The organism is Mycobacterium sp. NGS59 (assembly GCF_059812345.1).
Window position 1 is genome coordinate 1 of record NZ_JCALCN010000038.1, and the last position, 22,946, is coordinate 22,946.

General features: G+C 68.7%; 23 protein-coding genes. 14 read left to right on the forward strand and 9 right to left on the reverse strand.

Annotated elements, in window-relative coordinates:
- Both AC5Y46_RS24605 and AC5Y46_RS24610 read right to left on the reverse strand, forming a co-directional pair.
- On the reverse strand, nucleotides 1–823 hold an 823-nt coding region (locus AC5Y46_RS24605), incomplete at its 3' end, for a PPE family protein (protein ID WP_499993625.1).
- Nucleotides 824–983: 160 nt separating this feature from the next.
- Nucleotides 984–2,138 (reverse strand): FAD-binding oxidoreductase, encoded by a 1,155-nt coding sequence (locus tag AC5Y46_RS24610; protein ID WP_499944612.1) that lies wholly within the window; start codon nucleotides 2,136–2,138, stop codon nucleotides 984–986.
- Between the two features lie 185 nt (nucleotides 2,139–2,323).
- Here AC5Y46_RS24610 and clpB point away from each other — a divergent pair, with 185 nt between their 5' ends.
- The 7 genes from clpB (at nucleotide 2,324) to AC5Y46_RS24645 (ending at nucleotide 9,880) form a co-directional block, all read left to right on the forward strand.
- Entirely contained in the window at nucleotides 2,324–4,870 is a 2,547-nt protein-coding gene (clpB, locus tag AC5Y46_RS24615) for an ATP-dependent chaperone ClpB (protein ID WP_499944613.1), read from the forward strand.
- 178 nt (nucleotides 4,871–5,048) lie between these two features.
- Nucleotides 5,049–5,879, forward strand: a complete 831-nt coding sequence (gene ttfA / locus AC5Y46_RS24620) for a trehalose monomycolate transport factor TtfA (protein WP_499944614.1) — start codon at nucleotides 5,049–5,051, stop codon at nucleotides 5,877–5,879.
- Between the two features lie 6 nt (nucleotides 5,880–5,885).
- Entirely contained in the window at nucleotides 5,886–6,659 is a 774-nt protein-coding gene (locus AC5Y46_RS24625) for an SDR family NAD(P)-dependent oxidoreductase (protein WP_499944615.1), read from the forward strand.
- Nucleotides 6,646–7,188, forward strand: a complete 543-nt coding sequence (gene pyrE / locus AC5Y46_RS24630; protein WP_499944616.1) for an orotate phosphoribosyltransferase — start codon at nucleotides 6,646–6,648, stop codon at nucleotides 7,186–7,188. Before AC5Y46_RS24625 ends, pyrE begins: the two co-directional genes overlap by 14 nt.
- Before the next feature lie 9 nt (nucleotides 7,189–7,197).
- Nucleotides 7,198–8,091, forward strand: a complete 894-nt coding sequence (locus AC5Y46_RS24635; protein WP_499944617.1) for a hypothetical protein — start codon at nucleotides 7,198–7,200, stop codon at nucleotides 8,089–8,091.
- Entirely contained in the window at nucleotides 8,088–8,735 is a 648-nt protein-coding gene (locus tag AC5Y46_RS24640; protein ID WP_499944618.1) for a TrmH family RNA methyltransferase, read from the forward strand. The genes AC5Y46_RS24635 and AC5Y46_RS24640 overlap by 4 nt, the downstream gene beginning before the upstream one ends.
- A 35-nt stretch (nucleotides 8,736–8,770) precedes the next feature.
- Nucleotides 8,771–9,880 (forward strand): glycoside hydrolase family 76 protein, encoded by a 1,110-nt coding sequence (locus AC5Y46_RS24645; protein ID WP_499944619.1) that lies wholly within the window; start codon nucleotides 8,771–8,773, stop codon nucleotides 9,878–9,880.
- On the opposite strand, the gene AC5Y46_RS24650 is transcribed toward AC5Y46_RS24645, so the two are convergent.
- A complete protein-coding gene (locus AC5Y46_RS24650; RefSeq protein ID WP_499944620.1) occupies nucleotides 9,869–10,558 on the reverse strand; it encodes a DedA family protein in 690 nt (229 codons plus the stop codon). The two genes, AC5Y46_RS24645 and AC5Y46_RS24650, sit on opposite strands and share 12 nt — an antisense overlap.
- 62 nt (nucleotides 10,559–10,620) lie before the next feature.
- Between AC5Y46_RS24650 and fbaA the strand changes: the two genes are divergently transcribed.
- Entirely contained in the window at nucleotides 10,621–11,655 is a 1,035-nt protein-coding gene (gene fbaA, locus AC5Y46_RS24655) for a class II fructose-bisphosphate aldolase (RefSeq protein ID WP_499944621.1), read from the forward strand.
- A 67-nt stretch (nucleotides 11,656–11,722) separates the two neighbouring features.
- On the opposite strand, the gene AC5Y46_RS24660 is transcribed toward fbaA, so the two are convergent.
- Entirely contained in the window at nucleotides 11,723–12,508 is a 786-nt protein-coding gene (locus AC5Y46_RS24660; RefSeq protein WP_499944622.1) for an Rv0361 family membrane protein, read from the reverse strand.
- Nucleotides 12,509–12,546: 38 nt separating this feature from the next.
- Here AC5Y46_RS24660 and AC5Y46_RS24665 point away from each other — a divergent pair, with 38 nt between their 5' ends.
- Nucleotides 12,547–12,960: a DUF3151 domain-containing protein gene (locus AC5Y46_RS24665; RefSeq protein WP_499944623.1), complete on the forward strand. Its 414-nt coding sequence runs from the start codon at nucleotides 12,547–12,549 to the stop codon at nucleotides 12,958–12,960.
- An 8-nt stretch (nucleotides 12,961–12,968) separates the two neighbouring features.
- Here the strand turns inward: AC5Y46_RS24665 and AC5Y46_RS24670 are convergent, their stop codons facing one another.
- Genes AC5Y46_RS24670 through AC5Y46_RS24680 form a run of 3 tightly spaced genes read right to left on the reverse strand, consistent with a single transcriptional unit; the run spans nucleotide 12,969 to nucleotide 15,275 of the window.
- On the reverse strand, nucleotides 12,969–13,862 hold the full coding sequence (locus AC5Y46_RS24670) for a cation diffusion facilitator family transporter (protein WP_499944624.1): 894 nt from the start codon (nucleotides 13,860–13,862) through the stop codon (nucleotides 12,969–12,971).
- 39 nt (nucleotides 13,863–13,901) lie between these two features.
- A complete protein-coding gene (locus AC5Y46_RS24675) occupies nucleotides 13,902–14,642 on the reverse strand; it encodes a site-2 protease family protein (protein ID WP_499944625.1) in 741 nt (246 codons plus the stop codon).
- 9 nt (nucleotides 14,643–14,651) lie between these two features.
- The gene (locus tag AC5Y46_RS24680; protein ID WP_499944626.1) at nucleotides 14,652–15,275 is read right to left on the reverse strand and encodes a peptidase M50; all 624 of its coding nucleotides are present in this window, start codon (nucleotides 15,273–15,275) and stop codon (nucleotides 14,652–14,654) included.
- A gap of 88 nt (nucleotides 15,276–15,363) precedes the next feature.
- Here AC5Y46_RS24680 and AC5Y46_RS24685 point away from each other — a divergent pair, with 88 nt between their 5' ends.
- Both AC5Y46_RS24685 and AC5Y46_RS24690 read left to right on the forward strand, forming a co-directional pair.
- Nucleotides 15,364–16,662: an adenylosuccinate synthase gene (locus tag AC5Y46_RS24685; protein ID WP_499944627.1), complete on the forward strand. Its 1,299-nt coding sequence runs from the start codon at nucleotides 15,364–15,366 to the stop codon at nucleotides 16,660–16,662.
- Nucleotides 16,659–17,297 carry a PaaI family thioesterase gene (locus AC5Y46_RS24690; protein WP_499944628.1) on the forward strand — a complete coding sequence of 213 codons (639 nt, stop codon included), beginning with the start codon at nucleotides 16,659–16,661 and terminating at the stop codon, nucleotides 17,295–17,297. The genes AC5Y46_RS24685 and AC5Y46_RS24690 overlap by 4 nt, the downstream gene beginning before the upstream one ends.
- Here AC5Y46_RS24690 and AC5Y46_RS24695 read toward each other — a convergent pair.
- Entirely contained in the window at nucleotides 17,294–18,553 is a 1,260-nt protein-coding gene (locus AC5Y46_RS24695) for a PPE family protein (RefSeq protein ID WP_499944772.1), read from the reverse strand. The two genes, AC5Y46_RS24690 and AC5Y46_RS24695, sit on opposite strands and share 4 nt — an antisense overlap.
- A gap of 135 nt (nucleotides 18,554–18,688) precedes the next feature.
- Here AC5Y46_RS24695 and purT point away from each other — a divergent pair, with 135 nt between their 5' ends.
- The 3 genes from purT to AC5Y46_RS24710 are packed head-to-tail and all read left to right on the forward strand — an operon-like array spanning nucleotide 18,689 to nucleotide 21,446.
- Nucleotides 18,689–19,837, forward strand: a complete 1,149-nt coding sequence (gene purT / locus AC5Y46_RS24700) for a formate-dependent phosphoribosylglycinamide formyltransferase (protein ID WP_499944629.1) — start codon at nucleotides 18,689–18,691, stop codon at nucleotides 19,835–19,837.
- Nucleotides 19,834–20,253 (forward strand): rhodanese-like domain-containing protein, encoded by a 420-nt coding sequence (locus tag AC5Y46_RS24705; protein ID WP_499944630.1) that lies wholly within the window; start codon nucleotides 19,834–19,836, stop codon nucleotides 20,251–20,253. The genes purT and AC5Y46_RS24705 overlap by 4 nt, the downstream gene beginning before the upstream one ends.
- Nucleotides 20,253–21,446 (forward strand): O-succinylhomoserine sulfhydrylase, encoded by a 1,194-nt coding sequence (locus AC5Y46_RS24710; RefSeq protein WP_499944631.1) that lies wholly within the window; start codon nucleotides 20,253–20,255, stop codon nucleotides 21,444–21,446. The genes AC5Y46_RS24705 and AC5Y46_RS24710 overlap by 1 nt, the downstream gene beginning before the upstream one ends.
- A 67-nt stretch (nucleotides 21,447–21,513) precedes the next feature.
- On the opposite strand, the gene AC5Y46_RS24715 is transcribed toward AC5Y46_RS24710, so the two are convergent.
- Nucleotides 21,514–22,941 (reverse strand): NAD(P)/FAD-dependent oxidoreductase, encoded by a 1,428-nt coding sequence (locus AC5Y46_RS24715; RefSeq protein ID WP_499993630.1) that lies wholly within the window; start codon nucleotides 22,939–22,941, stop codon nucleotides 21,514–21,516.
- Nucleotides 22,942–22,946 lie beyond the last annotated feature (5 nt).

Consider the following 22,946-nt stretch of genomic DNA (forward strand, 5'->3'; position numbering starts at 1 on the left):
CGTCGCCGGTGTTGCCGAAGCCGATGTTGTTGTTGCCGGTGTTGCCGAAGCCGATGTTGCCGCTGCCGGTGTTGCCGAAGCCGAAGTTGTCGAATGCGGCCGTCAGCGCCGGTCCGACGTTGCCGAAGCCGACGTTGTTGCTGCCGATGTTTCCCGAGCCGATGTTGAAGTTGCCGATGTTGCCGCTGCCGATGTTGCCGACACCGATGTCGGCGAAGCCGAGGTTGCGGAAACTGCGGGCGGCCGCGGCTGCGATGACGTCCAGGCTGGGGACGGCGGCGGGAACCGAGACCCCCAGCAGGCTCAGCAGCCCTTCCGGGAACGGGACCAGGGCCGCCGCCGCGGCCGCGGCTCCGGTGTAGTAGTCGAACATCGCGACCACGTCCTGGGCCCACATCTGTTCGTAGAGGGCTTCGCTGGCCGCGATCGCCTGGGTGTTCTGGCCGAACAGGTTCGACAGCACCAGCGACACGAACTGGGAGCGGTTGGCCGAGATGATCGCCGGCTGCACCGTCGCCGAGACCGCGGCTTCGAACGCCGCCGCGGCGACCCGCGCCTGGGTGCCCGCCTGCTCGGCGTGCGTCGCTGCCGTCGTCAACCAACCCAGATACGGCGCCGCAGCACTGGCCATCGCGACCGCCGACGCACCCTGCCACGACGAGCCGACAAGTCCCGAGGTCAGCGAGGAGAACGAGGACGCTGCCAGACCCAGCTCGGCGGCCAGGCCGTCCCAGGCCGCTGCCGCCCGCAGCAGAGGTTCCAGGCCCGCGCCGAACAGTAGCCGCGCCGAGTTGATCTCGGGAGGGAGCACCGCGAAGCTCATCACCTGTTCCTAACTGGAACCGCATATCCCGTTGGGCGCGTGTGTCAGCAGATGACTATTCAACAGCCGTCTGACACAGAATTGCGTTCGATTCGCGAAAAATCCACAGATCTTTTCGGCGCGGTTCTCGCGGGGCGTGCGCCGCGATATCCGCCGCGGCCTATCGCGACAGCGGATCGTGCTGGATGCGTTCGGCGGGCGCGCCTTTGGCGATCAGCGCGGCCTTGGTCGCGCGGACCATGTCGGGTCCGCCGCAGATCAGGATCTGCCGGTCGCCCCAGTTGCCGTACCTGGTGACGACGTCGGGCAGCCGGCCCGTCTGGCGCACGTGCAGTCCGCGCGGCGGCGAGACGTCGGGGTACTCGGCCGCCCAGGCCGGATCGCGGTTGTACTCCGATACCGGCGAGACCGACAACCACGGATTGTGGGCGGCGACCTGCCACAGCGTGCGCAGGTCGTAGAGCTCGCAGGGGTAGCGGGCGCCGAAGAAGAGGTGCACCCGCGGGTTCTCGGCGAACCTGCTCAGATCCATGATCAGTGCCCGCAGCGGGGCCAGTCCCGAGCTGCCCGCGACCATCAGCACGTCGTCGCCGTCGCGGTCGACGTGGAATCCGCCGTGCGGACTCGACACCCGCCAACGGTCCCCCGGCATGGTCTCGGTGACGACGGCGTTGCTGACCAGGCCGCCGGGCACCACCCGGACGTGGAACTCGATCTGACCGTCCGGGTCGGCGGGGATGGCCGGCGACAGGTAACGCCAGCGGCGCGGGCACTGCGGAATGTGCACGTTGACGTACTGCCCGGGGTGGTAGCGCAGCGGTCGGTCCAGGCGCAGCCGCACCACCGCGAGGTCCCGCGACACCCGGTGGTGCTCTACGACCGTGCCGTCGCACCAGGCGGGTGCGTCGTCGGAGTCCGCGGCCCCGCTCATCACCCCGGCGAACAGGTTCAGCGACTGTTCGGCGGCCTCGGCGACGGCCGGCGTCCACGCGCTGCCCAGCTGGGTGCGCAGCGTCGCAGACAACGCGCTGCGCAACGTCGTGTAGTGCGCCGGCAGCACGCCGTATTTGCGGTGGTCGCGGCCCAGCTGGGCGAGGAAGGCGACCGGCTCCTCGGCGCGCTGGGCGAGCAGTTCGCCGTAGAGCCAATGCAGTGCGTGCCCGAACGCGGCGCGCTGGCCGGCCATCTCGGGGGGGAACAGGTCGCGAATAGAGGCGTCGAGGGCGAACCAGCGGGTATAGAAGCGGTGGACGAGTTCGGCGTCGGTGAACGCGTCGCGCAGCGTCTGCAACGCCTCCCGGTCCTCGAGTCCCACGCCCACCAATTTTAGGGGCCCCTTTTCTTGGCGCGAGCAGACGCAAAATCCCCTTTTTCCCCGGCGTGTCGGGAGCTTTTGCGTCTGCTCGCCCAGGGGAGTTTAGACTTGAGCGGAACAGACTCAACCTTGACGGCGTTGTACCACCCGACAAGATTTTTCATCAAGACCCGAACGGAGGTGTCGTGGACTCTTTCAACCCGACAACCAAGACGCAGGCGGCCCTGAAGTCGGCACTGCAGGCGGCGTCGTCCGCCGGCAATCCCGAGATCAGGCCATCTCATTTGCTGATGGCGCTGCTGACGCAGAACGACGGGATCGCCGTGCCGCTGCTTGAGGCTGTCGGCGTGGAGCCCGCCGCCATTCGCACCGAGACCCAGCGGCTGCTGGACCGACTGCCGCAGAGCAGCGGCGCCAGCTCCCAGCCGCAGCTGTCCCGCGAGTCGCTGGCGGCCATCACCACCGCCCAGCAACTGGCCACCGAGATGGACGACGAGTTCGTCTCCACCGAGCACCTGATGGTCGGCTTGGCCACCGGCGACTCCGACGTCGCCAAACTATTGACCGGGCACGGCGCCTCCCCGCAGGCGCTGCGCGAGGCGTTCGTCAAAGTCCGCGGCAGCGCGCGGGTGACCAGCGCCGACCCCGAGGCCACCTACCAGGCCCTGGAGAAGTACTCCACCGACCTGACCGCCCGCGCCCGCGACGGCAAGCTCGACCCGGTCATCGGCCGCGACAACGAGATCCGGCGCGTGGTTCAGGTGCTGTCGCGGCGCACCAAGAACAACCCGGTGCTCATCGGCGAGCCCGGTGTCGGCAAGACCGCCATCGTGGAGGGCCTGGCCCAGCGCATCATCGCCGGCGACGTGCCGGAGAGCCTGCGCGACAAGACCGTTGTCTCCCTGGACCTGGGGTCCATGGTGGCCGGCGCCAAGTACCGCGGCGAGTTCGAGGAGCGCCTCAAGGCGGTGCTCGACGACATCAAGAACTCCGCCGGGCAGATCATCACGTTCATCGACGAGCTGCACACCATCGTCGGCGCCGGCGCGACCGGCGAATCGGCGATGGACGCCGGCAACATGATCAAGCCCATGCTGGCCCGCGGCGAACTGCGGCTGGTCGGCGCCACCACGCTCGACGAGTACCGCAAATACATCGAGAAGGACGCCGCGCTGGAGCGCCGCTTCCAGCAGGTGTTCGTCGGCGAGCCGTCGGTGGAGGACACCGTGGGCATCCTGCGCGGGCTCAAGGACCGCTACGAGGTGCACCACGGGGTGCGCATCACCGACTCCGCGCTGGTGGCCGCCGCCACCCTGTCCGACCGCTACATCACCGCCCGTTTCCTGCCGGACAAGGCGATCGACCTGGTCGACGAGTCCGCCAGCCGGTTGCGGATGGAGATCGACTCCCGTCCCGTAGAGATCGACGAGGTCGAGCGTCTGGTGCGCCGGCTGGAGATCGAAGAGATGGCGCTGGCCAAAGAAGAGGACGCGGCATCGCGCGAACGGCTGGACAAGCTGCGCGCCGAGCTGGCCGACTACAAGGAGAAGCTGGCCGAGCTGACCACCCGGTGGCAGAACGAGAAGAACGCCATCGACGTCGTCCGCGAACTCAAGGAGCAGCTGGAAGCGTTGCGCGGCGAGGCCGAGCGCGCCGAGCGCGACGGCAACTACGAGAAGACCGCCGAGCTGCGCTACGGCCGCATCCCCGAGCTCGAGAAGAAGCTCGACGCCGCGATCCCGCAGGCCGAGGCCCGCGAGAATGTGATGCTCAAGGAAGAGGTCGGTCCGGACGACATCGCCGACGTGGTGTCGGCGTGGACCGGGATCCCGGCCGGCCGGCTGCTCGAAGGCGAGACCGCCAAGCTGCTGCGCATGGAGGACGAGCTGGGCAAGCGTGTCGTCGGGCAGAAGAAGGCCGTGCAGGCCGTCTCCGACGCGGTGCGCCGCAGTAGGGCCGGGGTCGCCGACCCCAACCGGCCGACGGGTTCGTTCCTGTTCCTGGGCCCGACCGGCGTCGGTAAGACCGAGCTGGCAAAAGCGTTGGCGGACTTCCTGTTCGACGACGAACGCGCCATGGTCCGCATCGACATGAGCGAGTACGGCGAGAAGCACTCGGTGGCCCGGCTGGTCGGTGCACCCCCCGGCTACATCGGCTACGACCAGGGCGGTCAGCTGACGGAGTCGGTACGCCGGCGGCCCTACACGGTGGTGCTGTTCGACGAGGTGGAGAAGGCCCACCCGGACGTCTTCGACGTGCTGTTGCAGGTGCTCGACGAGGGCCGGTTGACCGACGGCCAGGGCCGCACGGTCGACTTCCGCAACACGATCCTGATCCTGACGTCCAACCTGGGATCCGGTGGCACCGAGGAGATGGTGATGGCGGCGGTGCGCTCGGCGTTCAAGCCGGAGTTCATCAACCGCCTGGATGACGTGCTGATCTTCGACGGCCTCAACCCCGAGGAACTGGTCCAGATCGTGGACATCCAGCTCAACCAGCTCGCCAAGCGGCTCGCCCAGCGGCGCCTGCAGCTCGAGGTGTCGCTGCCGGCCAAGCAGTGGCTGGCCCAGCGCGGCTTCGACCCCGTGTACGGCGCGCGGCCGTTGCGCCGGCTCGTCCAGCAGGCCATCGGCGACCAGCTGGCCAAGATGCTGCTGGCCGGTGAGGTGCACGACGGCGACGTGGTGCCCGTCAACGTCAGCGCGGACGGCGACTCGCTGGTTCTGGGCTGAGTCCCACGGCGTGAGCAGACGCGAAAGCCCCCGAAAACGACCGTTTTCGGGGGCTTTCGCGTCTGCTCGCGCCACCTCACCGCCACCCCCTCGGGCGTCGCTCGACGCTACCCTGTGACGTGGTTGTGACCAGCTCGGATTCTGTGTTCGAACCAGACAGCAGATAAGCTGTCCTCCGATGGTCCCGCTCTGGTTCACCTTGTCCGCACTGTGTTTCGTCGGTGCGGCGGTGCTGTTGTACGTCGACATCGATCGACGCCGCGGACGCAGCCGGCGCCGCAGGTCCTGGGCCAGGTCACACGGCTTCGACTACGAACGCGAATCCACCGACATCCTGCACCGCTGGAAGCGCGGGGTGATGTCGACGGTCGGTGATGTGCCCGCGCAGAACGTCGTGCTGGGGCAGATCCGGGGCGAGGCGGTGTACATCTTCGACCTCGAGGAAGTCGCCACGGTGATCGCCCTGCACCGCAAGGTCGGCACCAACGTGGTGGTCGACCTGCGTCTGAAGGGTCTCAAGGAGCCGCGCGAGAGCGACATCTGGCTGCTCGGCGCGATCGGACCCCGGATGGTCTACTCCACCAATCTCGACGCGGCCAGGCGGGCCTGCGACCGGCGCATGGTCACCTTCGCCCACACCGCACCCGACTGCGCCGAGATCATGTGGAACGAGCAGCACTGGACACTGGTGGCGATGCCGATCGCCAGCACGCGCGCCCAGTGGGACGAGGGTCTGCGCACGGTCCGCCAGTTCAACGACCTGCTGCGGGTGTTGCCGCCGCTGCCCGCCGAGACCACCAAGGAGACCGGCGAGTCCGAGGGCCGGCGTGCCCCCAGCCGACCGCTCGCCTCGGCGGCCCGAGCGGAGTTGCCGTCGCGACGTGCCCAACCCGACCCGGCCGCCGGGATCCTGCCCGAGCCGGGTCGCCGCGCCGCCGAGCCCGAAACCGCTCGGCGTCCGCCGCGGACGGGCCGCAACGGCCACCAGGCCAGCAACTACCAGCACTGAGCGCCGATGCCCCGACCTGTCGCGTTGATCACTGGGCCCACTTCGGGCATCGGTGCCGGATATGCCCGCCGTTACGCCCGCGACGGCTACGACCTCGTTCTCGTTGCCCGGGATGCAGAAAGGCTGCAGCAGTTGGCCGGCGAGCTGCAGTCCGAAGCCGGCAACATCGAGATTCTGCGCGCGGACCTGGCGGTGGGCGCCGATCGCGACAAGGTCGCCGAGCGGCTGGCCGACGGGGTCCGCGTCCTGGTCAACAACGCCGGCTTCGGCACGTCCGGTGAATTCTGGGACGCCGACCCCGCGGACCTGCAGAAACAGCTCGACGTCAACGTCACCGCGGTCATGCATCTGACCCGGGCCGCGTTGCCGGCCATGCTCGATGCCCGGGCCGGCACCGTGATCAACATCGCCAGCGTCGCCGGCCTGCTGCCCGGCCGGGGCTCGACGTACTCCGCGTCCAAGGCCTGGGTCATCTCGTTTACCGAAGGACTGGCCAACGGGTTGCAGGGCACCGGTGTCGGAGTGCATGCCGTCTGCCCGGGCTACGTGCGCACCGAGTTCCACAGTCGCGCCGGAATCGACATGACCGAGGTGCCGTCGTTCATGTGGCTCGAGGTCGACGATGTGGTCCGCGACAGTCTCGCCGACGTCGCCCGCGGCAAGGTGATCAGTGTGCCCGGCGTCGAGTACAAGTTCCTGGTCGCCACGGGACGCGCAATGCCGCGACGGCTGGCGCGCGCCGTGACCAAGCGATTCGGCAGTGGCAGTGGCCGAACCTGAGCCGCGCGCCGAACTCTCCGAGTTGGTGCGCCGGTTGTCGGTGGTGCACGGCCGCGTCACGCTGTCGTCGGGCAAGGAGGCCGATTACTACGTCGACCTGCGCCGCGCCACCCTGCACCACCGGGCGTCGGCCCTGATCGGCCGGCTGATGCGCGAACTCACGCAGGACTGGGACTACGCGGTGGTCGGCGGCCTGACGTTGGGCGCCGATCCGGTCGCGACGGCGGTCATGCACGCGCCGGGCCGCCCGATCGACGCGTTCGTGGTCCGCAAGTCGGCGAAAGCCCATGGCCTGCAACGACTTATCGAGGGGTCCGAGGTGTCCGGCCAGCGGGTGCTGGTGGTGGAGGACACCAGCACCACCGGTGGCTCGGCGCTGACCGCGGTGCGCGCCGTCCAGGATGCCGGCGGCGACGTGGTCGGCGTGGCCACCGTCGTGGACCGCGCGACCGGCGCCGCGGAGGCCATCGAAGCCGAGGGGTTGCCCTACCGCAGCGTGCTGGGTCTCGCCGATCTGGGGTTGAGCTAGGCCGCGGTGGTGCGATTTCTCGTGGCGTTGACCCTGGCGCTGGCCTGCCTGGTGGGCTGCTCGGGGTCGGACAAGAGCCGGATCTGGGGTGCGCAGAACGCCCGCTTCGGGGAATCTCAGGCGGTGCTGGGCTGGAACATGTCCGTGTCGAATCTGCGTTGGTCCGACGAGTATGTGCTGGTCGACGTCGACGCGTCGCCGACGGACGCGCACCAGCCGCACGCCAAGGCAGAAGACATCCGGTTCGGTCTGTACGGCGCGCTGTCGCACCCGATGGAGGCGACCGGGCTGGGCAGCTGCGACGAGGCGATGACCAAGGTCCGCGACGTCACGTCACCACTGAAGGCGCCGCCGGACCGGCTCACCGGCACGGTGTGCCTGGGGCCGCTGAAGGAACGCAGCGCCGTTCGCGGGATGTACGTCTACTCCCCGCGCGATCGGATCGCCGGAACCGCGGCAGCCTATCCGGCGGCGTTCCCGGTGGGTCTGTTGCCGACCAAGGAGAGCGACACCGGACTGGTCGTCAAGACCACCAGTGTGTCGGCGTGGCGCGCCGACGGCATGCCGGTGACCCAGGCCCAGTTGGGTAACCCGGCGGCGTTCAACGGCAACGGCTACATGCTGCTGGGTCTGCAGGCCGACGCGGTGGCGGATCGGTATCGCGAGGACTCCGCCAAACGCGGCGGACCTCTGATGCTGTTGGCTACGCCGACTCTGTCCGGCCGGCCGCTGAGCCCGGGCTGCGCGACCTACGGGTCCTCGGTGCTGGTTCTGCCCGACGCGTCGCGGGATGCTGTGCAGCTCAGCGCATCCCTGTGCACCCAGGGCGAGATCAACGAGGCGCTGTTGTACGCGACGGTGGCGGTCGTCGGCACCCACGCCGCGGTGTGGACCACCAAGTGACCGAGCCGGGTCCCACCGAATGGGGCGCGCCGGCCGGGGGTGGGGTCGGGCCCTGGACGGGTGACCCGCCGGATGACCCCCGCTACGATCCAGATCTGTTGCGCGCCGGCGATACTCGCAACGTCGTCGACGCCTACCGGTACTGGACCCGGGCGGCGATCGTCGCCGATATCGACAAACGGCGCCACCGGCTCCATGTGGCCATCGAGAACTTCGGGCACGACGCGAACATCGGATCGGTGGTCCGCACCGCCAACGCGTTCGCCGTCGACACCGTGCACATCGTCGGCCGCCGGCGCTGGAACCGCCGCGGCGCCATGGTGACCGACCGCTACCAGCGGCTGCGCCACCACGACAGCACCGCCGAGTTGATGGACTTCGCGGCGACCGCCGGCCTCACCGTGGTCGCGGTGGACAACGTGCCCGGCGCCGCCCGGCTGGAAGAGACCACCCTGCCGCGCGACTGCCTGCTGGTGTTCGGGCAGGAAGGGCCCGGCATCACCGACGACACCCGGACCGGCGCGACGATCACGGTGTCGATCGCGCAGTTCGGCTCGACGCGCAGCATCAACGCCGGTGTGGCCGCGGGTATCGCGATGCACGCCTGGATTCGGCAGCACGGGGACCTCACCCGCGCCTGGTGATCACCCGCTGCGACGGTAAGGCAGGATCGACAGCTATGGATCAGGTATGGGCGAACCGGGCCGCCAGCTCCGAAACCGCTGTCACGCAACGGCACCTGAGCCGGGTCTGGCTACTGCCCGGCACCCAGCTCGGCGTGGTCGCGTGGCCGTCGGCTCGCCGCGACCGGTTGTTCGGCACCTGGCACTACTGGTGGCAGGCGCATCTGCTGGACTGCCTGATCGACGCCCAGCTGCGCGACCCGCAACCCCAACGGCACACCCGGATCAACCGGCAGGTCCGGTCACACCGGTTGCGCAACACCTTCCGCTGGACCAACAGCTACTACGACGACATGGCGTGGCTGGCGCTGGCGCTGGAGCGCGCCGCCCGGCTCGTCGACGTCGAACGCAGCCGGGCGCTGCCCAAACTCGCCAGGCAGTTCCTCGACGCCTGGGCGCCCGAAGACGGCGGCGGCATCCCGTGGCGCAAAGGCGGCGAACGATTCTTCAACGCTCCCTCCAACGGCCCCGCGGGGATCTTCCTGGCCCGCTATGACGGGCACCTGCGGCGTGCCCAGCAGATGGCTGACTGGCTCGACGAAACCTTGATCGACCCGGAGACACATCTGGTGTTCGACGGCATCAAGGACGGTTCGCTGGTCCGCCCGCAGTACACCTACTGCCAGGGTGTGGTGCTGGGGCTGGAAACCGAGCTCGCCAAACGCACCCACGACGACCGGCACCGGCCGCGGGTGCACCGCCTGGTCGCCGCGGTGAACGAGCACATGGCGCCGGCCGGGGTGCTCAAGGGTGGCGGTGGCGGCGACGGAGGCCTGTTCGCCGGGATCACCGCGCGCTACCTGGCGCTGGTCGCCACCGACCTGCCGGGCGACGCCGCCGAGGACGTCGCGGCCCGGGACACCGCCGCCAAGATCGTGCTGTCGTCGGCGAAGTCGGCATGGGATTACCGCCAGACCGTGGACGGGCTACCGGTGTTCGGCGCGTTCTGGGACCGCGACGCCGAGATCCCCAAAGCGGCCGGTCAGGAGGCGCAGTTCGTCCAGGGCGCGGTTAACAGCTCGGAGATCCCCGAGCGGGACCTGTCGGTGCAGCTGTCGGGCTGGATGCTGATGGAGGCCGCGCACCGCGTCGCGTCAGTCGGATAACGTCAGCGGATCCGCTTCGTCTTCGGCGGTCGCCTGCGCGCTGCGGCGTCGGCCCCGGTAACCCTTCCAGGCCGCGATGAACGCCGGGATCATCGACACGAACAGGATGCCCAGGATGATCTTCTCCAGGTTGTGGTGCACGAATTCCACGTTGCCCAGGAAGTAGCCCGCTATCGTCACCCCGGCGCCCCACAGGATGCCACCGACGATGTCGAACGCCAGGTACACCGGATACCGCATGTAGGACACGCCGGCGATCACCGGGGTGAATGTCCGCACGAACGGCATGAACCGCGCCAGGATGATCGCCCACGCCCCGTACTTCTCGAAGAACGCATGCGAGTCGGTCACATAGTGCTTCTTGAAGAACCGCGAGTCTTCCTTCTTGAACAGCGCGGGCCCGATCCGGCGGCCGATGAAGTATCCCGTCTGGTCACCAAGAATGGCGACCACCGCCACGGCGGGTGCCAGCACCCGGATGTCCAGCGTCCCATGCGCGGCCAGCAATCCACCGGTGAACAGCAGCGACTCGCCGGGCAACAGCGGGAACAGCAGTCCGGTCTCGACGAAGACGATGACCAGGATGGTCGGCAGCACGGCTGAGGCGAACAATCCCTGCGGTCCGACCCAGTACATGGGGTCGAGGATGTTCGGCAGGGCCGCCAGGGTGGTGCTCATGGTGGTTCAACATACCGGCGTTGTCATACTGGGTAGGCCAGTCGTCTAGGAGGAGCCGTTCCATGCCCATCGCAACCCCCGAGATCTATGCCGAGATGCTCGGACGTGCCAAGGAGAACGCCTACGCCTTCCCGGCCATCAACTGCACCTCGTCGGAGACGGTCAACGCGGCGCTCAAGGGCTTCGCCGAAGCGGGCAGCGACGGCATCATCCAGTTCTCCACCGGCGGCGCGGAGTTCGGTTCCGGACTGGGCGTCAAGGACATGGTGACCGGTGCGGTGGCGCTGGCCGAGTTCACCCACGTCGTCGCGGCCAAGTATCCGATCAACGTCGCGCTGCACACCGACCACTGCCCGAAGGACAAGCTGGACGGCTACGTGCGCCCGCTGCTGGCGATCTCGTCGGAACGGGTCGGCAAAGGGGATAACCCGCTGTTCCAGTCGCACATGTGGGACGGCTCGGCGGTGCCGATCGACGAGAACCTGGAAATCGCAAAGGAACTGCTCAAGGCGGCGGCGGACGCCAAGATCATCCTGGAGATCGAGATCGGGGTGGTGGGCGGCGAGGAGGACGGCGTCGCCAACGAGATCAACGACAAGCTGTACACCACGCCGGAGGACTTCGAGAAGACCATCGACGCGCTCGGTCACGGCGAACACGGGCACTACCTGCTGGCCGCGACTTTCGGCAACGTGCACGGCGTGTACAAGCCGGGCAACGTCAAACTGCGCCCCGACATCCTGGCCCAGGGTCAGAAGGTGGCCGCGGCCAAGCTCGGTCTGGCCGACGACGCGCAGCCGTTCGACTTCGTCTTCCACGGTGGTTCCGGGTCGGAGAAGTCCGAGATCGAGGAGGCGCTGCGCTACGGCGTGGTGAAGATGAACGTCGACACCGACACCCAGTACGCGTTCACCCGCCCGCTGGCCGCGCACATGTTCACCAACTACGACGGCGTGCTCAAGGTCGACGGCGAAGTGGGCAACAAGAAGGTCTACGACCCGCGCAGCTACCTGAAGAAGGCCGAAGCGGCGATGGCCGAGCGTGTCATCGAGGCATGCAACGACCTGCACTGCGCCGGCAAGTCGGTCACCTCATAGTGCCGAGCAGACGCAAAAGCCCCCATTTCGCAAGGAAATTGGGGGCTTTTGCGTCTGCTCGCGCGGGCTAACTGCTGGGTGACTGGCAGATCTTCCACTGGTCGTCGCGGAACTGCAGGTCCAGGCTGCGTGTCGACCGGGTCTGCGGGTCGTAGGCCATGAACGTGGTGACGTTGGCCTCGGCGTGCTGACCGTTGACGACCACCTGGTCGATGCTGGCGATCACCGGATACTGCTTGGCCGCCGAAACCCGGCGGTAGGTATCTGACCACGACTTCTCGTCGTACTCCAGATAGCCGTCGCGGGTGGTGCCGCAACTGATGCCGCGCAGCGCGGTCAGGTCGCCGCGCTGGACGGCGATGTCGAAGCCCTGGATGGTCTGTTTGACCTGGTCTTCCTGCGACACCTTCGAATCGTTGTTGCGGGTCAGGATCAAGGTGCCCAGGATCGCGATCGCCGCCAGCGCCAGGACGATCACCACGATCGCCAGCACCCAGCCCCAATTGCGGGTCTTGGTCGGCTGTTTGCCACCGCTGCGAGCGGGAATCGATTGCGGCACAGCCGCTTTCGGTGGCGGCGGGGGCGCGGCTGACGGCGTGTTCGGTGCGGCACGCGTCTGGAAGGCCTCGGTGGGCGCCTCCGGGGCGGTGGCGATCACCTGGGTTTCCTTTTCGTCGAAACCCGGTGCGGTGAAGCGCCGCTCGGGCTGGTCGTCGGGCCCGACGGGTTCGGTGGCCGCCTCCGGCTGCCGTTTGGCGAGTTTGAGCGTCTCGGTTTCGGCCTCGCTGGCTGCCAGCCGCTGGCTGACGTCGTCACCGGTGCCGTCGCGTTCTGGCTCGGGTGCGTTGGGCATAGAAGCAGCTTAGCGACCCGCTTGGCAGAATGACCCCCATGACGTCGATGGGTGACCTTCTCGGACCTGATCCGATCCTGCTGCCGGGGGACAGCGAGGCCGAAGCCGAGCTGCTCGCCAACGAGAATCCGGGCATCGTCGCCGCCGCGCACCCGTCGGCGTCAGTGGCCTGGGCCGCACTCGCCGAAGAGGCGCTGGCCGACGACCGCGCCATCACCGCCTACGCCTATGCCCGCACCGGCTATCACCGGGGTCTGGACCAGCTGCGCCGCAACGGCTGGAAAGGGTTCGGCCCGGTGCCCTACCAGCACGAACCCAACCGGGGGTTCCTGCGCTGCGTGGCCGCCCTGGCGCGCGCCGCCGACACCATCGGAGAGACCGACGAGTTTCGGCGGTGCCTGGACCTGCTCGACGACTGCGACCCGCAGGCCCGGACGGCGCTGGGTCTCTAGCAGGGGCGCTAGTACGTCTCCGCGCAGTGACCGTCCGGGGAGTCGATCTGGACGGTCGCGTGGTCGAGTCCGCGGGTCGCCAGCACCGCACGCGCCTCGCGCAGCACGCGGGCGGCGTCGCCGCCGCTGGTCAGGTGCGCGGTGACCACGTCCTTGCCCGGCGACAGCGTCCAGACGTGCAGGTCGTGTACCTCGGTGACGCCGTCGACCGCACCGAGCGCCGCGCGCAATTCCTCGACGTCGACGTGGGCGGGCGACGATTCGGACAGGATCCGCAGTGCGGCGCGGGCCAGGGCGATCGCGCGCGGCAGCACCCACAGCGCCACCAGCACCGCGACCACCACGTCGGCGTAGGGCCAGCGGGTCGTCACGGTCACGATCCCGGCGATCAGCACGCCGATGCTGCCGACGGTGTCGGCGACGACCTCCATGTAGGCGCCCTTGACGGCCAGACTCGCTTCGGAATGCGACCGCAGCAGCATGGCCACCGCGAAGTTGGCGGCCACGCCGGCCAGCGCCACCACGATCATCGGCACACCGGGCACCGCCGGCGCCCCGCCCAGCCGGTCGACCGCCTCGTACAGGATGAACACCGCCACACCGACTAGCAGCACCGCGTTGACCACCGCGGTGAACACCTCGGCGCGGTGCCAGCCGTAGGTGCGCTCCGGGGACGAGCTGCCCTTGCGGGCCAGTACGACGGCGGCCAGGCCCATGAAGACCGCGACCACATCGGTGAGCATGTGGCCGGCGTCGGCCAGCAGCGCGATGGAGTTGATCAGCAACGACGTGGTCAGCTCGACGACGAAGAACGTCGCCAGAATGCCGGCGGCGACGATCATGCGGGGGATCATCCGCGACGCGTCCGCCCCGGCGGGAGTGTGACTGTGTCCGGCGCCCATGCCCAGAATATATGCGTACACACGCATATATGACAAGACTCAGAACAGCGAACCCCAGAACCGGGTGAGAGCGGCGCCCGTCATCGCCAGCCGCGGCGAGATCCCGGACAGGCCGAACAGCGCGTAGACGCTGCCGAAGAACCACCGGTTCAGCACCGGCGACAACAGCAGGAACACGCCCCACTGCTTGGCCGGCGCCACCGCGCGCTGCGTCGGCGGACTCAGGTGCGGCTCCAGCGCGTCGTAGCCGTCCAGTCCCGGGATCGGCAGCAGGTTCAGCAACACCGCGGTGAGCTGCAGAAACCCCAGGAACGCCAGCCCGGCGGCCAGCACCCGGTGCGCCGGGTCGTAGGTCAGCCGGGTGGCCGCCAGCAGCAGCACCCCGAGCACCAGGTTGGCCGCCGGACCGGCCAGGCTGACCAGGGTGCGGCGCACCGGTCTCATGATCGAGGTCCGCAGGTACACCGCGGCACCGGGCAACCCGATCCCGCCCAGCGCGATGAACACCATCGGCAGCACCAGCGACAGCCCGACATGGGTATAGCGCCGCGGATCCAGCGCCAGATAGCCGCGCACCGCCGCGTCGTGATCGCCGAACCGCCAGGCGGTGTAGGCGTGCCCGAATTCGTGCAGGCACAACGACACCAGCCAACCCGCGATGACCAGCACGAACACTCCGGCGTAGGCCAGCGGCCGTACCGTGGACCCGGCCGCCCAGGCCAGTCCGGCACCGACGCCGGTCAACCCGACCAGGCCGAGGAAGATCGGGCTGGGTCGCACCGGTCGAAACTACCGGACCAGCAGCCAGCCCTCGATGTTGCGGTAGAACGTCGATCGGCGCACCCCGCGTGGGGCCGGGACGCCGTCACGCAGCACGTTTGCGCCGGTCGTGCCCAGTTGCGCGGCGCGGCCGCTGACCCATCGGCGGCGCCCGGCCACGGTGGCGCGCAGGCCCGGCAGCCCCAGCGTCGGTTCGATCCACACTTCGGCGGCGGTGCCGTCGAACAGCACGGTGTCGTCCACGACGGCTTCACCGGTGATCGACCCATCGGCCGGCAACCAGCTGGCCCGCCCGACGAGCACCGTCCCGGTCTCGTCGCGGATCAGCGGCACCCGGGTGGCACCGCGCCGTAGCGCGCGCCGGGCCGCGCGGCGACCCGCCGGCAACCGGTAGGCGCGGGTGGCGCGGGTGCGTCGCCGCGGCGCGTAGGCGACTTCGACGTCCAGCCGGTCCAGGCGCAGCAGCCGGGTCAACACGACGGCCAGGTCGGCGTCCGAGCCGACAACCACCAAGCGCCCGCTGGTCTGGATCAGTGCGTCGACATCGTCGAGCCCACCCGTCGCAAGCCCCCGCAGCGGGCGTGGCGGCTCGCGTTCGTCGAACGGCAACACCGCAACACCGGGCGCATTCATGACACTCCTCGCATACCGCTGGGTAGGGTAGGTCACCGGCTGGACCACCATAAGGGGCCCAACCTGCGAGACGAGTTGGGAGCACGTCATGCCGGCAATCGTCCTCATCGGCGCCCAGTGGGGCGACGAGGGCAAAGGTAAGGCCACCGATCTGCTCGGTGGCCGGGTGCAGTGGGTGGTGCGCTACCAGGGCGGCAACAACGCCGGGCACACCGTCGTGCTGCCGACCGGGGAGAACTTCGCGCTGCACCTGATCCCGTCGGGCGTGCTGACACCCGGGGTCACCAACGTCATCGGCAACGGCGTCGTGATCGACCCCGGCGTGCTGCTCGACGAACTCAAGGGTCTGGAAGACCGCGGCGTGGACACCTCCAAGCTGCTGATCTCGGCCGACGCCCACCTGCTGATGCCGTATCACGTGGCCATCGACAAGGTCACCGAGCGCTACATGGGCAGCAAGAAGATCGGCACCACCGGCCGCGGCATCGGCCCGTGCTACCAGGACAAGATCGCCCGGATGGGGATCCGCGCGGCCGACGTGCTCGACCCCGAGCAACTGGCGCGCAAGATCGAAGCCGCCCTGGAGCTCAAGAACCAGATCCTGGTCAAGATCTACAACCGCAAAGCGCTCGAACCCGAGCACGTCGTCGAGGCGTTGTTGGCGCAGGCTGAAGGTTTCTCCCACCGCATCGCCGACACCCGGCTGCTGCTCAACAACGCGCTGGAGGCGGGGGAGACGGTGCTGCTGGAGGGTTCTCAGGGCACGCTGCTCGACGTCGACCACGGCACCTACCCCTACGTCACGTCGTCGAACCCGACCGCCGGGGGCGCCGCCGTCGGGTCCGGCATCGGTCCGACCCGGATCAGCACGGTGCTGGGCATCCTGAAGGCCTACACCACCCGGGTGGGTTCGGGTCCGTTCCCGACCGAGCTGTTCGACGAGAACGGCGAGTACCTGTCCAAGACGGGCGGCGAATTCGGCGTCACCACCGGCCGGCGCCGGCGCTGCGGCTGGTTCGACGCCGTCATCGCCCGCTACGCCACCCGGGTCAACGGCATCACCGACTACTTCCTGACCAAGCTGGACGTGCTGTCCAGCCTGGAGACGGTACCGGTGTGTGTGGGCTACAAGATCGACGGCAAACAGACCTCCGAGATGCCGATGACCCAGAGCCTGCTGTGCAAGGCCGAGCCGGTGTACGAGGAATTGCCGGGCTGGTGGGAGGACATCTCGGCGGCGCGCGAGTTCGACGACCTGCCGGCCAAGGCGCGCGACTACGTGCTGCGGCTGGAAGAGCTTGCCGGGGCGCATGTTTCGTGCATCGGTGTCGGTCCGGGACGGGATCAGACCATCGTGCGCCGCGACGTCCTGGCGGCGCGTCCGTGACCGAGCCGGACCCCACCAGCGAGGATCCCGACTACGAACACCACGGCGGCTTTCCCGAATACGGGGTCGCCGAGCCAGGGGAAGGGTTCCGCAGATTCGTGACGTCGATGCGGACGGTTCAGGATCTGGCCGTGTCCGCCGACCCGAGCGACGACGTGTGGGACCGGGCCGCCGAACACGCCGCCGCGCTGGTCGCGTTGCTCGAGCCTTTCCAGGCCGCCGAGGGCAAGTCGCCGGCCGGGCGGACGCCGGATCTGCCCGGCATGGGCAGCCTGCTGATGCCGCCGTGGGACCTGACCCGCTACGGTCCCGACGGCGTCGAGATGACCGGTCACTTCAGCCGCTTTCACGTCGGCGGCAACATGGCGGTGCACGGCGGAGTGCTGCCACTGCTGTTCGACCACATGTTCGGCATGATCTCGCACGCCGCCGGCCGGCCGATCAGCCGAACCGCCTTCCTGCACGTCGACTACCGCAGGATCACCCCGATCGACCAGCCGCTGGTAATCCGCGGGCGGGTCACCCGCACCGAAGGCCGCAAAGCGTTCGTGTCCGCCGAGATCGTCGACGCCGACCAGAACGTGCTGGCCGAGGGCAACGGGCTGATGGTGCGGCTGTTGCCCGGCCAGCCCTAATCCTTCGGCGGCACCACGACGATCGTCGCCCCGGGGATCGCCGCCAGCGTTGCCGCCAGGTTGGCAACCACGCCGGGCGGCAGCCCCTGCGGTAACCCGGGGAACTGCGCCGCGGCGGCCGCGGCTGGAATCGCCGGGGTGTCGGGGGCCCCGGGCCGGGTCGCGGCGGCGCCGGTGCTGCTGGCCGCCGGGGCCGCCTGCGTCGGGGTCGAGGCCGCACCGCCCCGCGCCGCTATGCCGGCCAGCCCGACGCCGGCCATACCCGCTGCCGCCATGCCCGCGTAGCCGCCGTCCGGCCCGCCCGTCATCACCAGCGGAGTCGTGCCGGGGAACAGTGCGGCGACCTGGCGCGCTGCCGGCGGCATGAACCAGCTCTGCGGCACCGAGAGGCCGCCGAGATTGGCCGACGTGCCCGTCAGCGCGGCGGCTCCCGCCCCGGTGAGGGGCCGCGGCGTCAGCTGACCCCGGGGCGGCGTGAAGCCGAAGCGCTCGCCACTCTCCAGTTCGTCTTCTTCGAGCTCGTTGCCCTTTTCGAGCTCTTCTTCCTGGACTTCGTCGCTACGCACTTCCTCGCTGAACTGACCCAGCGCGACGATCAAGCTGGCTCCCGCCAGGCCCGCGGTGGCCAGCACCAGCAGGTCCAGGTCCTCGAACGGACTCGGCAACGGGATCGCCGGCGCCGCCGGTGCCGCGGCGGCGGCGGCCGCGACTTCCCCGGGCAGCGCGCTGTCAGCGGTGGTCGCCGGCGGCGGGGTGAACGGCGACAACTCGGCGGCGGCTTTCGAGCTGCCGGCGTAGCCGTCCATGACCACCACGTCCTGCGCCCACATCTCGCCGTAATAGGACTCGTTGGTCGCGATGGCCGGGGTGTTCTGTCCGAAGATATTGGTCTGCACCAGCGACATCGTGCTGCTGCGGTTGGCGGCGATCTCGGCGGGCGGGACCGTCGCCGCATAGGCCGTCTCGTACGCGGTCGCAGCGGCCAGGGCCTGGGCGCCGGCCTCTTCGGCCTGGGCTGCGGTGGCCCGCATCCACGCCATGTACGGGGTGGCCGCGGCGGCCATCGACAACGCGGACGGCCCCAGCCACTCCTGGGCGTTGAGACCCGAGATCACCGAGGCATAGGACTCCGCGGTCGCGTGCAGTTCGCCGGCCAGCCGTTCCCATGCCGCCGCCGCCTGGAGCAGCGGTGCAGACCCGGGACCGGCATAGATCCTGGCCGAATTGATTTCGGGTGGCAGCGCGCCGAAATCCATGCTCAACATCGGTCGCGGCCCCCCTTCCTCGATGACACCTGACTGGTACTGCCCAAAGAGTTTCACAAGAGTTTCACCAAAACTCAAAAAGAGGCACACCGCTGTGTTGCGGCGGCCCCGCCCTATCCTTGAGCGGTGACTGACGGCGGGACCGAGGAACAGGGCGAGGGGGTCACCACGGCGTGGCCCATCGAGGCGCCGGTGGCAGCCGGACCGCGGGTGCTGCTGCTGGGCTCCGACGAGTCCGCCCGGGAACTGACGGTGGCGCTGCAGCGCCTGGGTGCCGAGGTGTACACCGACGACGTCGAGACACAGCGCACGCCGGACTTCGTGGTGGCGCTCGGCGATGTCGCCGACGTGGCAGCCGTGGCCGCCCGGGAATCTTCGGACACCGAGTTGGTGCCCGGGGCGCGCGCGGTGCAACTCACCGCCGACTCCGAAGGCTTGCGCCGGCTGGCCGCCGACGAACTCGGCCTGCCCACCGCGCCGTTCTGGTTCGTCGAGTCACTGGCCGAACTGGAGGCGGTGGGCGCGCATGCCGGCTTCCCGCTGCTGGTCAAACCCGCCGCCGGCCCGGGCGGCAGGGGACGGTCGGTGGTGGAGTCGGCCGAGGAGATCGCTGCGGCCTACGAAGCTGCCACCGAAGACGGCAACGGCCGCGTCTGGGCCGAAACGGTGGTGGACGTCGAATTTCTGGTCACGCTGATCGTGGTGCGCAGCGAAGGCCCGTCCGGTCCGGTCATCGAGTTCTGCAGCCCGATCGGGCACCGCAGCGAACCCGACGGCGAGCTGGAATCGTGGCAGCCCCAGCAGATGAGCACCGCCGCGCTGGACGCGGCCAGGTCGATCGCCGCGCGGATCGTCAAAGCCCTGGGTGGACGCGGGGTGTTCGGCGTCGAGCTGATGGTCAACGGGGACGAGGTGTACTTCGCAGAAGTCACCGCCGGCCCGCCGGACAGCGCCTGGGTAACCGTGCGCAGCCAGCGACTTTCGGCTTTCGAGCTGCAGGCCCGGGCGATCCTGGGGGTGGCGGTGGACACCATGATGGTGTCTCCGGGAGCGGCCCGGCTGGTCACGCGGGAGACCGCCGCAAAGCCCGACGCAGACGTGCTCGCCGCCGCGCTCGGCGTCCCGGAAAGCGACCTGCGGATATTCGAATCGGCATCACCGGACCGGGCGTCCAGCCGGGGGCTGGCCCTGGCCACCGCGCCCGAGCTGTCCGCTGCCCGCGACCGCGCCCGGCAGGTCGCGGAACGGCTGAATGTGCGAGACTCTCGCGCGTGAGTTACGCAGGAGATATCACGCCACTCGAGGCCTGGAAACTGATCGTGGAGAACCCCCAGACCGTGCTGGTGGACGTGCGCACCGACGCCGAATGGAGTTTCGTCGGCGTTCCCGACCTGTCCAGTGTGGGCCGTGACGTGCTCTTCATCGAGTGGAACAAGTCCAACGGACAACACAACGCCAACTTCCTGTCCGAATTGCGGAACCAGATCGCCCCGGCCGGTGACGCCGAGCGCCCGGTGGTGTTCCTGTGCCGTTCGGGCAATCGATCCATCGGCGCCGCCGAAGTCGCCACCGAGGCCGGCATCACGCCGTCCTACAACGTGCTCGACGGCTTCGAAGGCCAACTCGACTCGCGCGGTCACCGCGGTCAAACGGGTTGGCGCGCGCTCGGATTGCCCTGGAAGCAGGGCTAGTGTCGGCGTTGCCCGAGGGCGTCGGCCCGGCCACGATCGGGGTGCGCGGCGGACTGACCCGAACCGGGTTCGAAGAGACGGCCGAGGCCATGTTCCTGTCCTCGGGCTACGTGTACCCCTCGGCGTCCGTTGCCGAGCAGTCCTTCACCGGCGAGGTCGACCACTACGTCTACTCGCGCTACGGCAACCCGACCGTGTCGATGTTCCAGGACCGGCTGCGACTGATCGAGGGCGCCCCGGCCGCGTTCGCCACGGCCAGCGGCATGGCCGCGGTGTTCGTCTCGCTGGGCGCGCTGCTCGGCGCGGGGGACCGGCTGGTCGCCGCGCGCAGCCTGTTCGGCTCCTGCTTCGTGGTGTGCAACGAGATCCTGCCGCGCTGGGGCGTGGAAACCGTATTCGTTGACGGCGACGACCTCGCCCAGTGGGAACAAGCCCTGTCGGTCCCCACCCAGGCGGTGTTCTTCGAGACACCGTCCAACCCGATGCAGTCGTTGGTCGATATCGCCGCGGTCACCGAGCTGGCCCACGCCGCGGGCGCGAAAGTGGTGCTGGACAACGTCTTTGCGACGCCGCTGCTGCAACAGGGGTTCCCGCTCGGGGTCGACGTGGTGGTGTACTCGGGCACCAAGCACATCGATGGTCAGGGCCGGGTGCTGGGCGGGGCCATCCTCGGCGACAAGGAGTACATTGACGGTCCGGTGCAGAAACTCATGCGCCACACCGGCCCCGCGATGAGCGCTTTCAACGCCTGGGTCATGCTCAAAGGCCTTGAGACGCTTGCTGTTCGGGTCGAGTACAGCAATTCCTCGGCGCACCGCATCGCTGAGTTCCTGGAGGGGCATCCGGCGATCAGCTGGGTGCGTTATCCGTTCCTGCGGTCGCACCCGCAGCACGACCTGGCCAAGCGCCAGATGACCGGCGGCGGAACGGTTGTCACGTTCGAACTCGACGCGCCCGAGGGTGCCGCCAAGCAACGGGCCTTCGAGGTGCTGGACAAGCTGCGGCTGATCGACATCTCCAACAACCTCGGCGACACCAAATCCCTTGTCACACACCCGGCTACGACGACGCACCGGGCGATGGGCCCGGAAGGTCGCGCCGCCATCGGCTTGGGCGACGGCGTGGTGCGCATCTCGGTCGGCCTGGAAGGCACCGACGACCTGATCGCCGACATCGACCAGGCCCTGAGTTAGCGCGAGCAGACACAAAAGCCCCCATTTCGTACCGAAATGAGGGGCTTTTGTGTCTGCTCGCGCGGGGCTAGCCGGCTTTCTGCTCGGCTTTTTCGGCCTGCTCGGCAGCCGCCAGCGCGCCCTGGCTCTCGGCGGCGGACAGTCCCTGGCTCTCTTCCATCCATTTGGTCACCACGCGGGCGTAGATCATCTGGCTGGTGATGGCCATCTGTCCGCGGGTGCGGCCGACGAAGGAAATCACCCAGGAGAACAACGCGGCGATCCGGTTCCGGTGGCCCACCAGGTATGCAACGTGCAAAACCAGCCAGGCCAGCCAGGCGATGAACCCGCCGAACTCCAGCTTGCCGACCTGTGCCACGGCGCTGTACCGCGAGATCGTCGCCATGCTGCCCTTGTTGAAGTAGTTGAACGGCTCGCGGGTGGCCGGATCGTCCTTGCTCTTGACGATGTTCTTGATCACCTTGGTGGCGTACTTCGCACCCTGGATCGCGCCCTGCGCCATGCCGGGCACGCCCTCCACCGATGCCAGGTCGCCGATGACGAAGACGTTCGGGTGTCCCTTGACGGTGAGGTCGGGTTCCACCACCACGCGCCCGGCCTTGTCCGTCTCGGTGCCGTCGGACTGCTTGGCGACCAGCTCACCCAGCTTGCTGGCCTGCACGCCGGCGGCCCACACCTTGACCGCGCATTCGATGCGGCGCTCGCCGGTCTCCTTCTCCTTGATCGTGATGCCCTTGTAGTCCACGGCGGTCACCATCGCGTTGAGCTGGACCTCGACGTCCATCTTCTCCAGCCGTCGCTGCGCTTTACCGCCCAACTTCTCACCCATCGGCGGCAGGACCAGGGGCGCGGCGTCGACCAGCACCACCCGGCACTCGCTGGGTGTGATGGTCCGGAACGCCCCGGCCAGGGTGCGCTCGGCGAGTTCGACGATCTGTCCGGCCACCTCGACGCCGGTCGGTCCGGCACCGACCACTACGAAGGTCAGCCGCCGCTCCCGCTCCTCGTGATCGGTGCTCACCTCGGCGGCCTCGAACGCACCGAGGATGCGACCGCGCAACTCCAGCGCGTCGTCGATCGTCTTCATGCCGGGCGCGAACGTGGCGAATTCGTCGTTGCCGAAGTAGGACTGCTGGGATCCGGACGCGACGATCAGGCTGTCGTAGGACGTCACCGTCTCCATGTCCATCAACTTCGACGTGACCGTCTGAGCCTTCAGGTCGATGTCATTGACCTCGCCCAGCAACACCCGCACGTTCTTCTGCCGTCGCAGGATCAGCCGGGTGGTGGGGGCGATGTCGCCTTCGGACAGGATGCCCGTCGCCACCTGATAAAGCAGCGGCTGGAACAGGTGGGTGGTGGTCTTGGAGATCAGGGTGATGTCGACGTCGGCGCGCTTGAGTTTCCTGGCCGCGTTCAGACCGCCGAAACCGCTTCCGATGATGACGACGTGATGGCGCTTGTCGGCGGTCGAGACTTCGCTGGATGGCGTCATGGTCC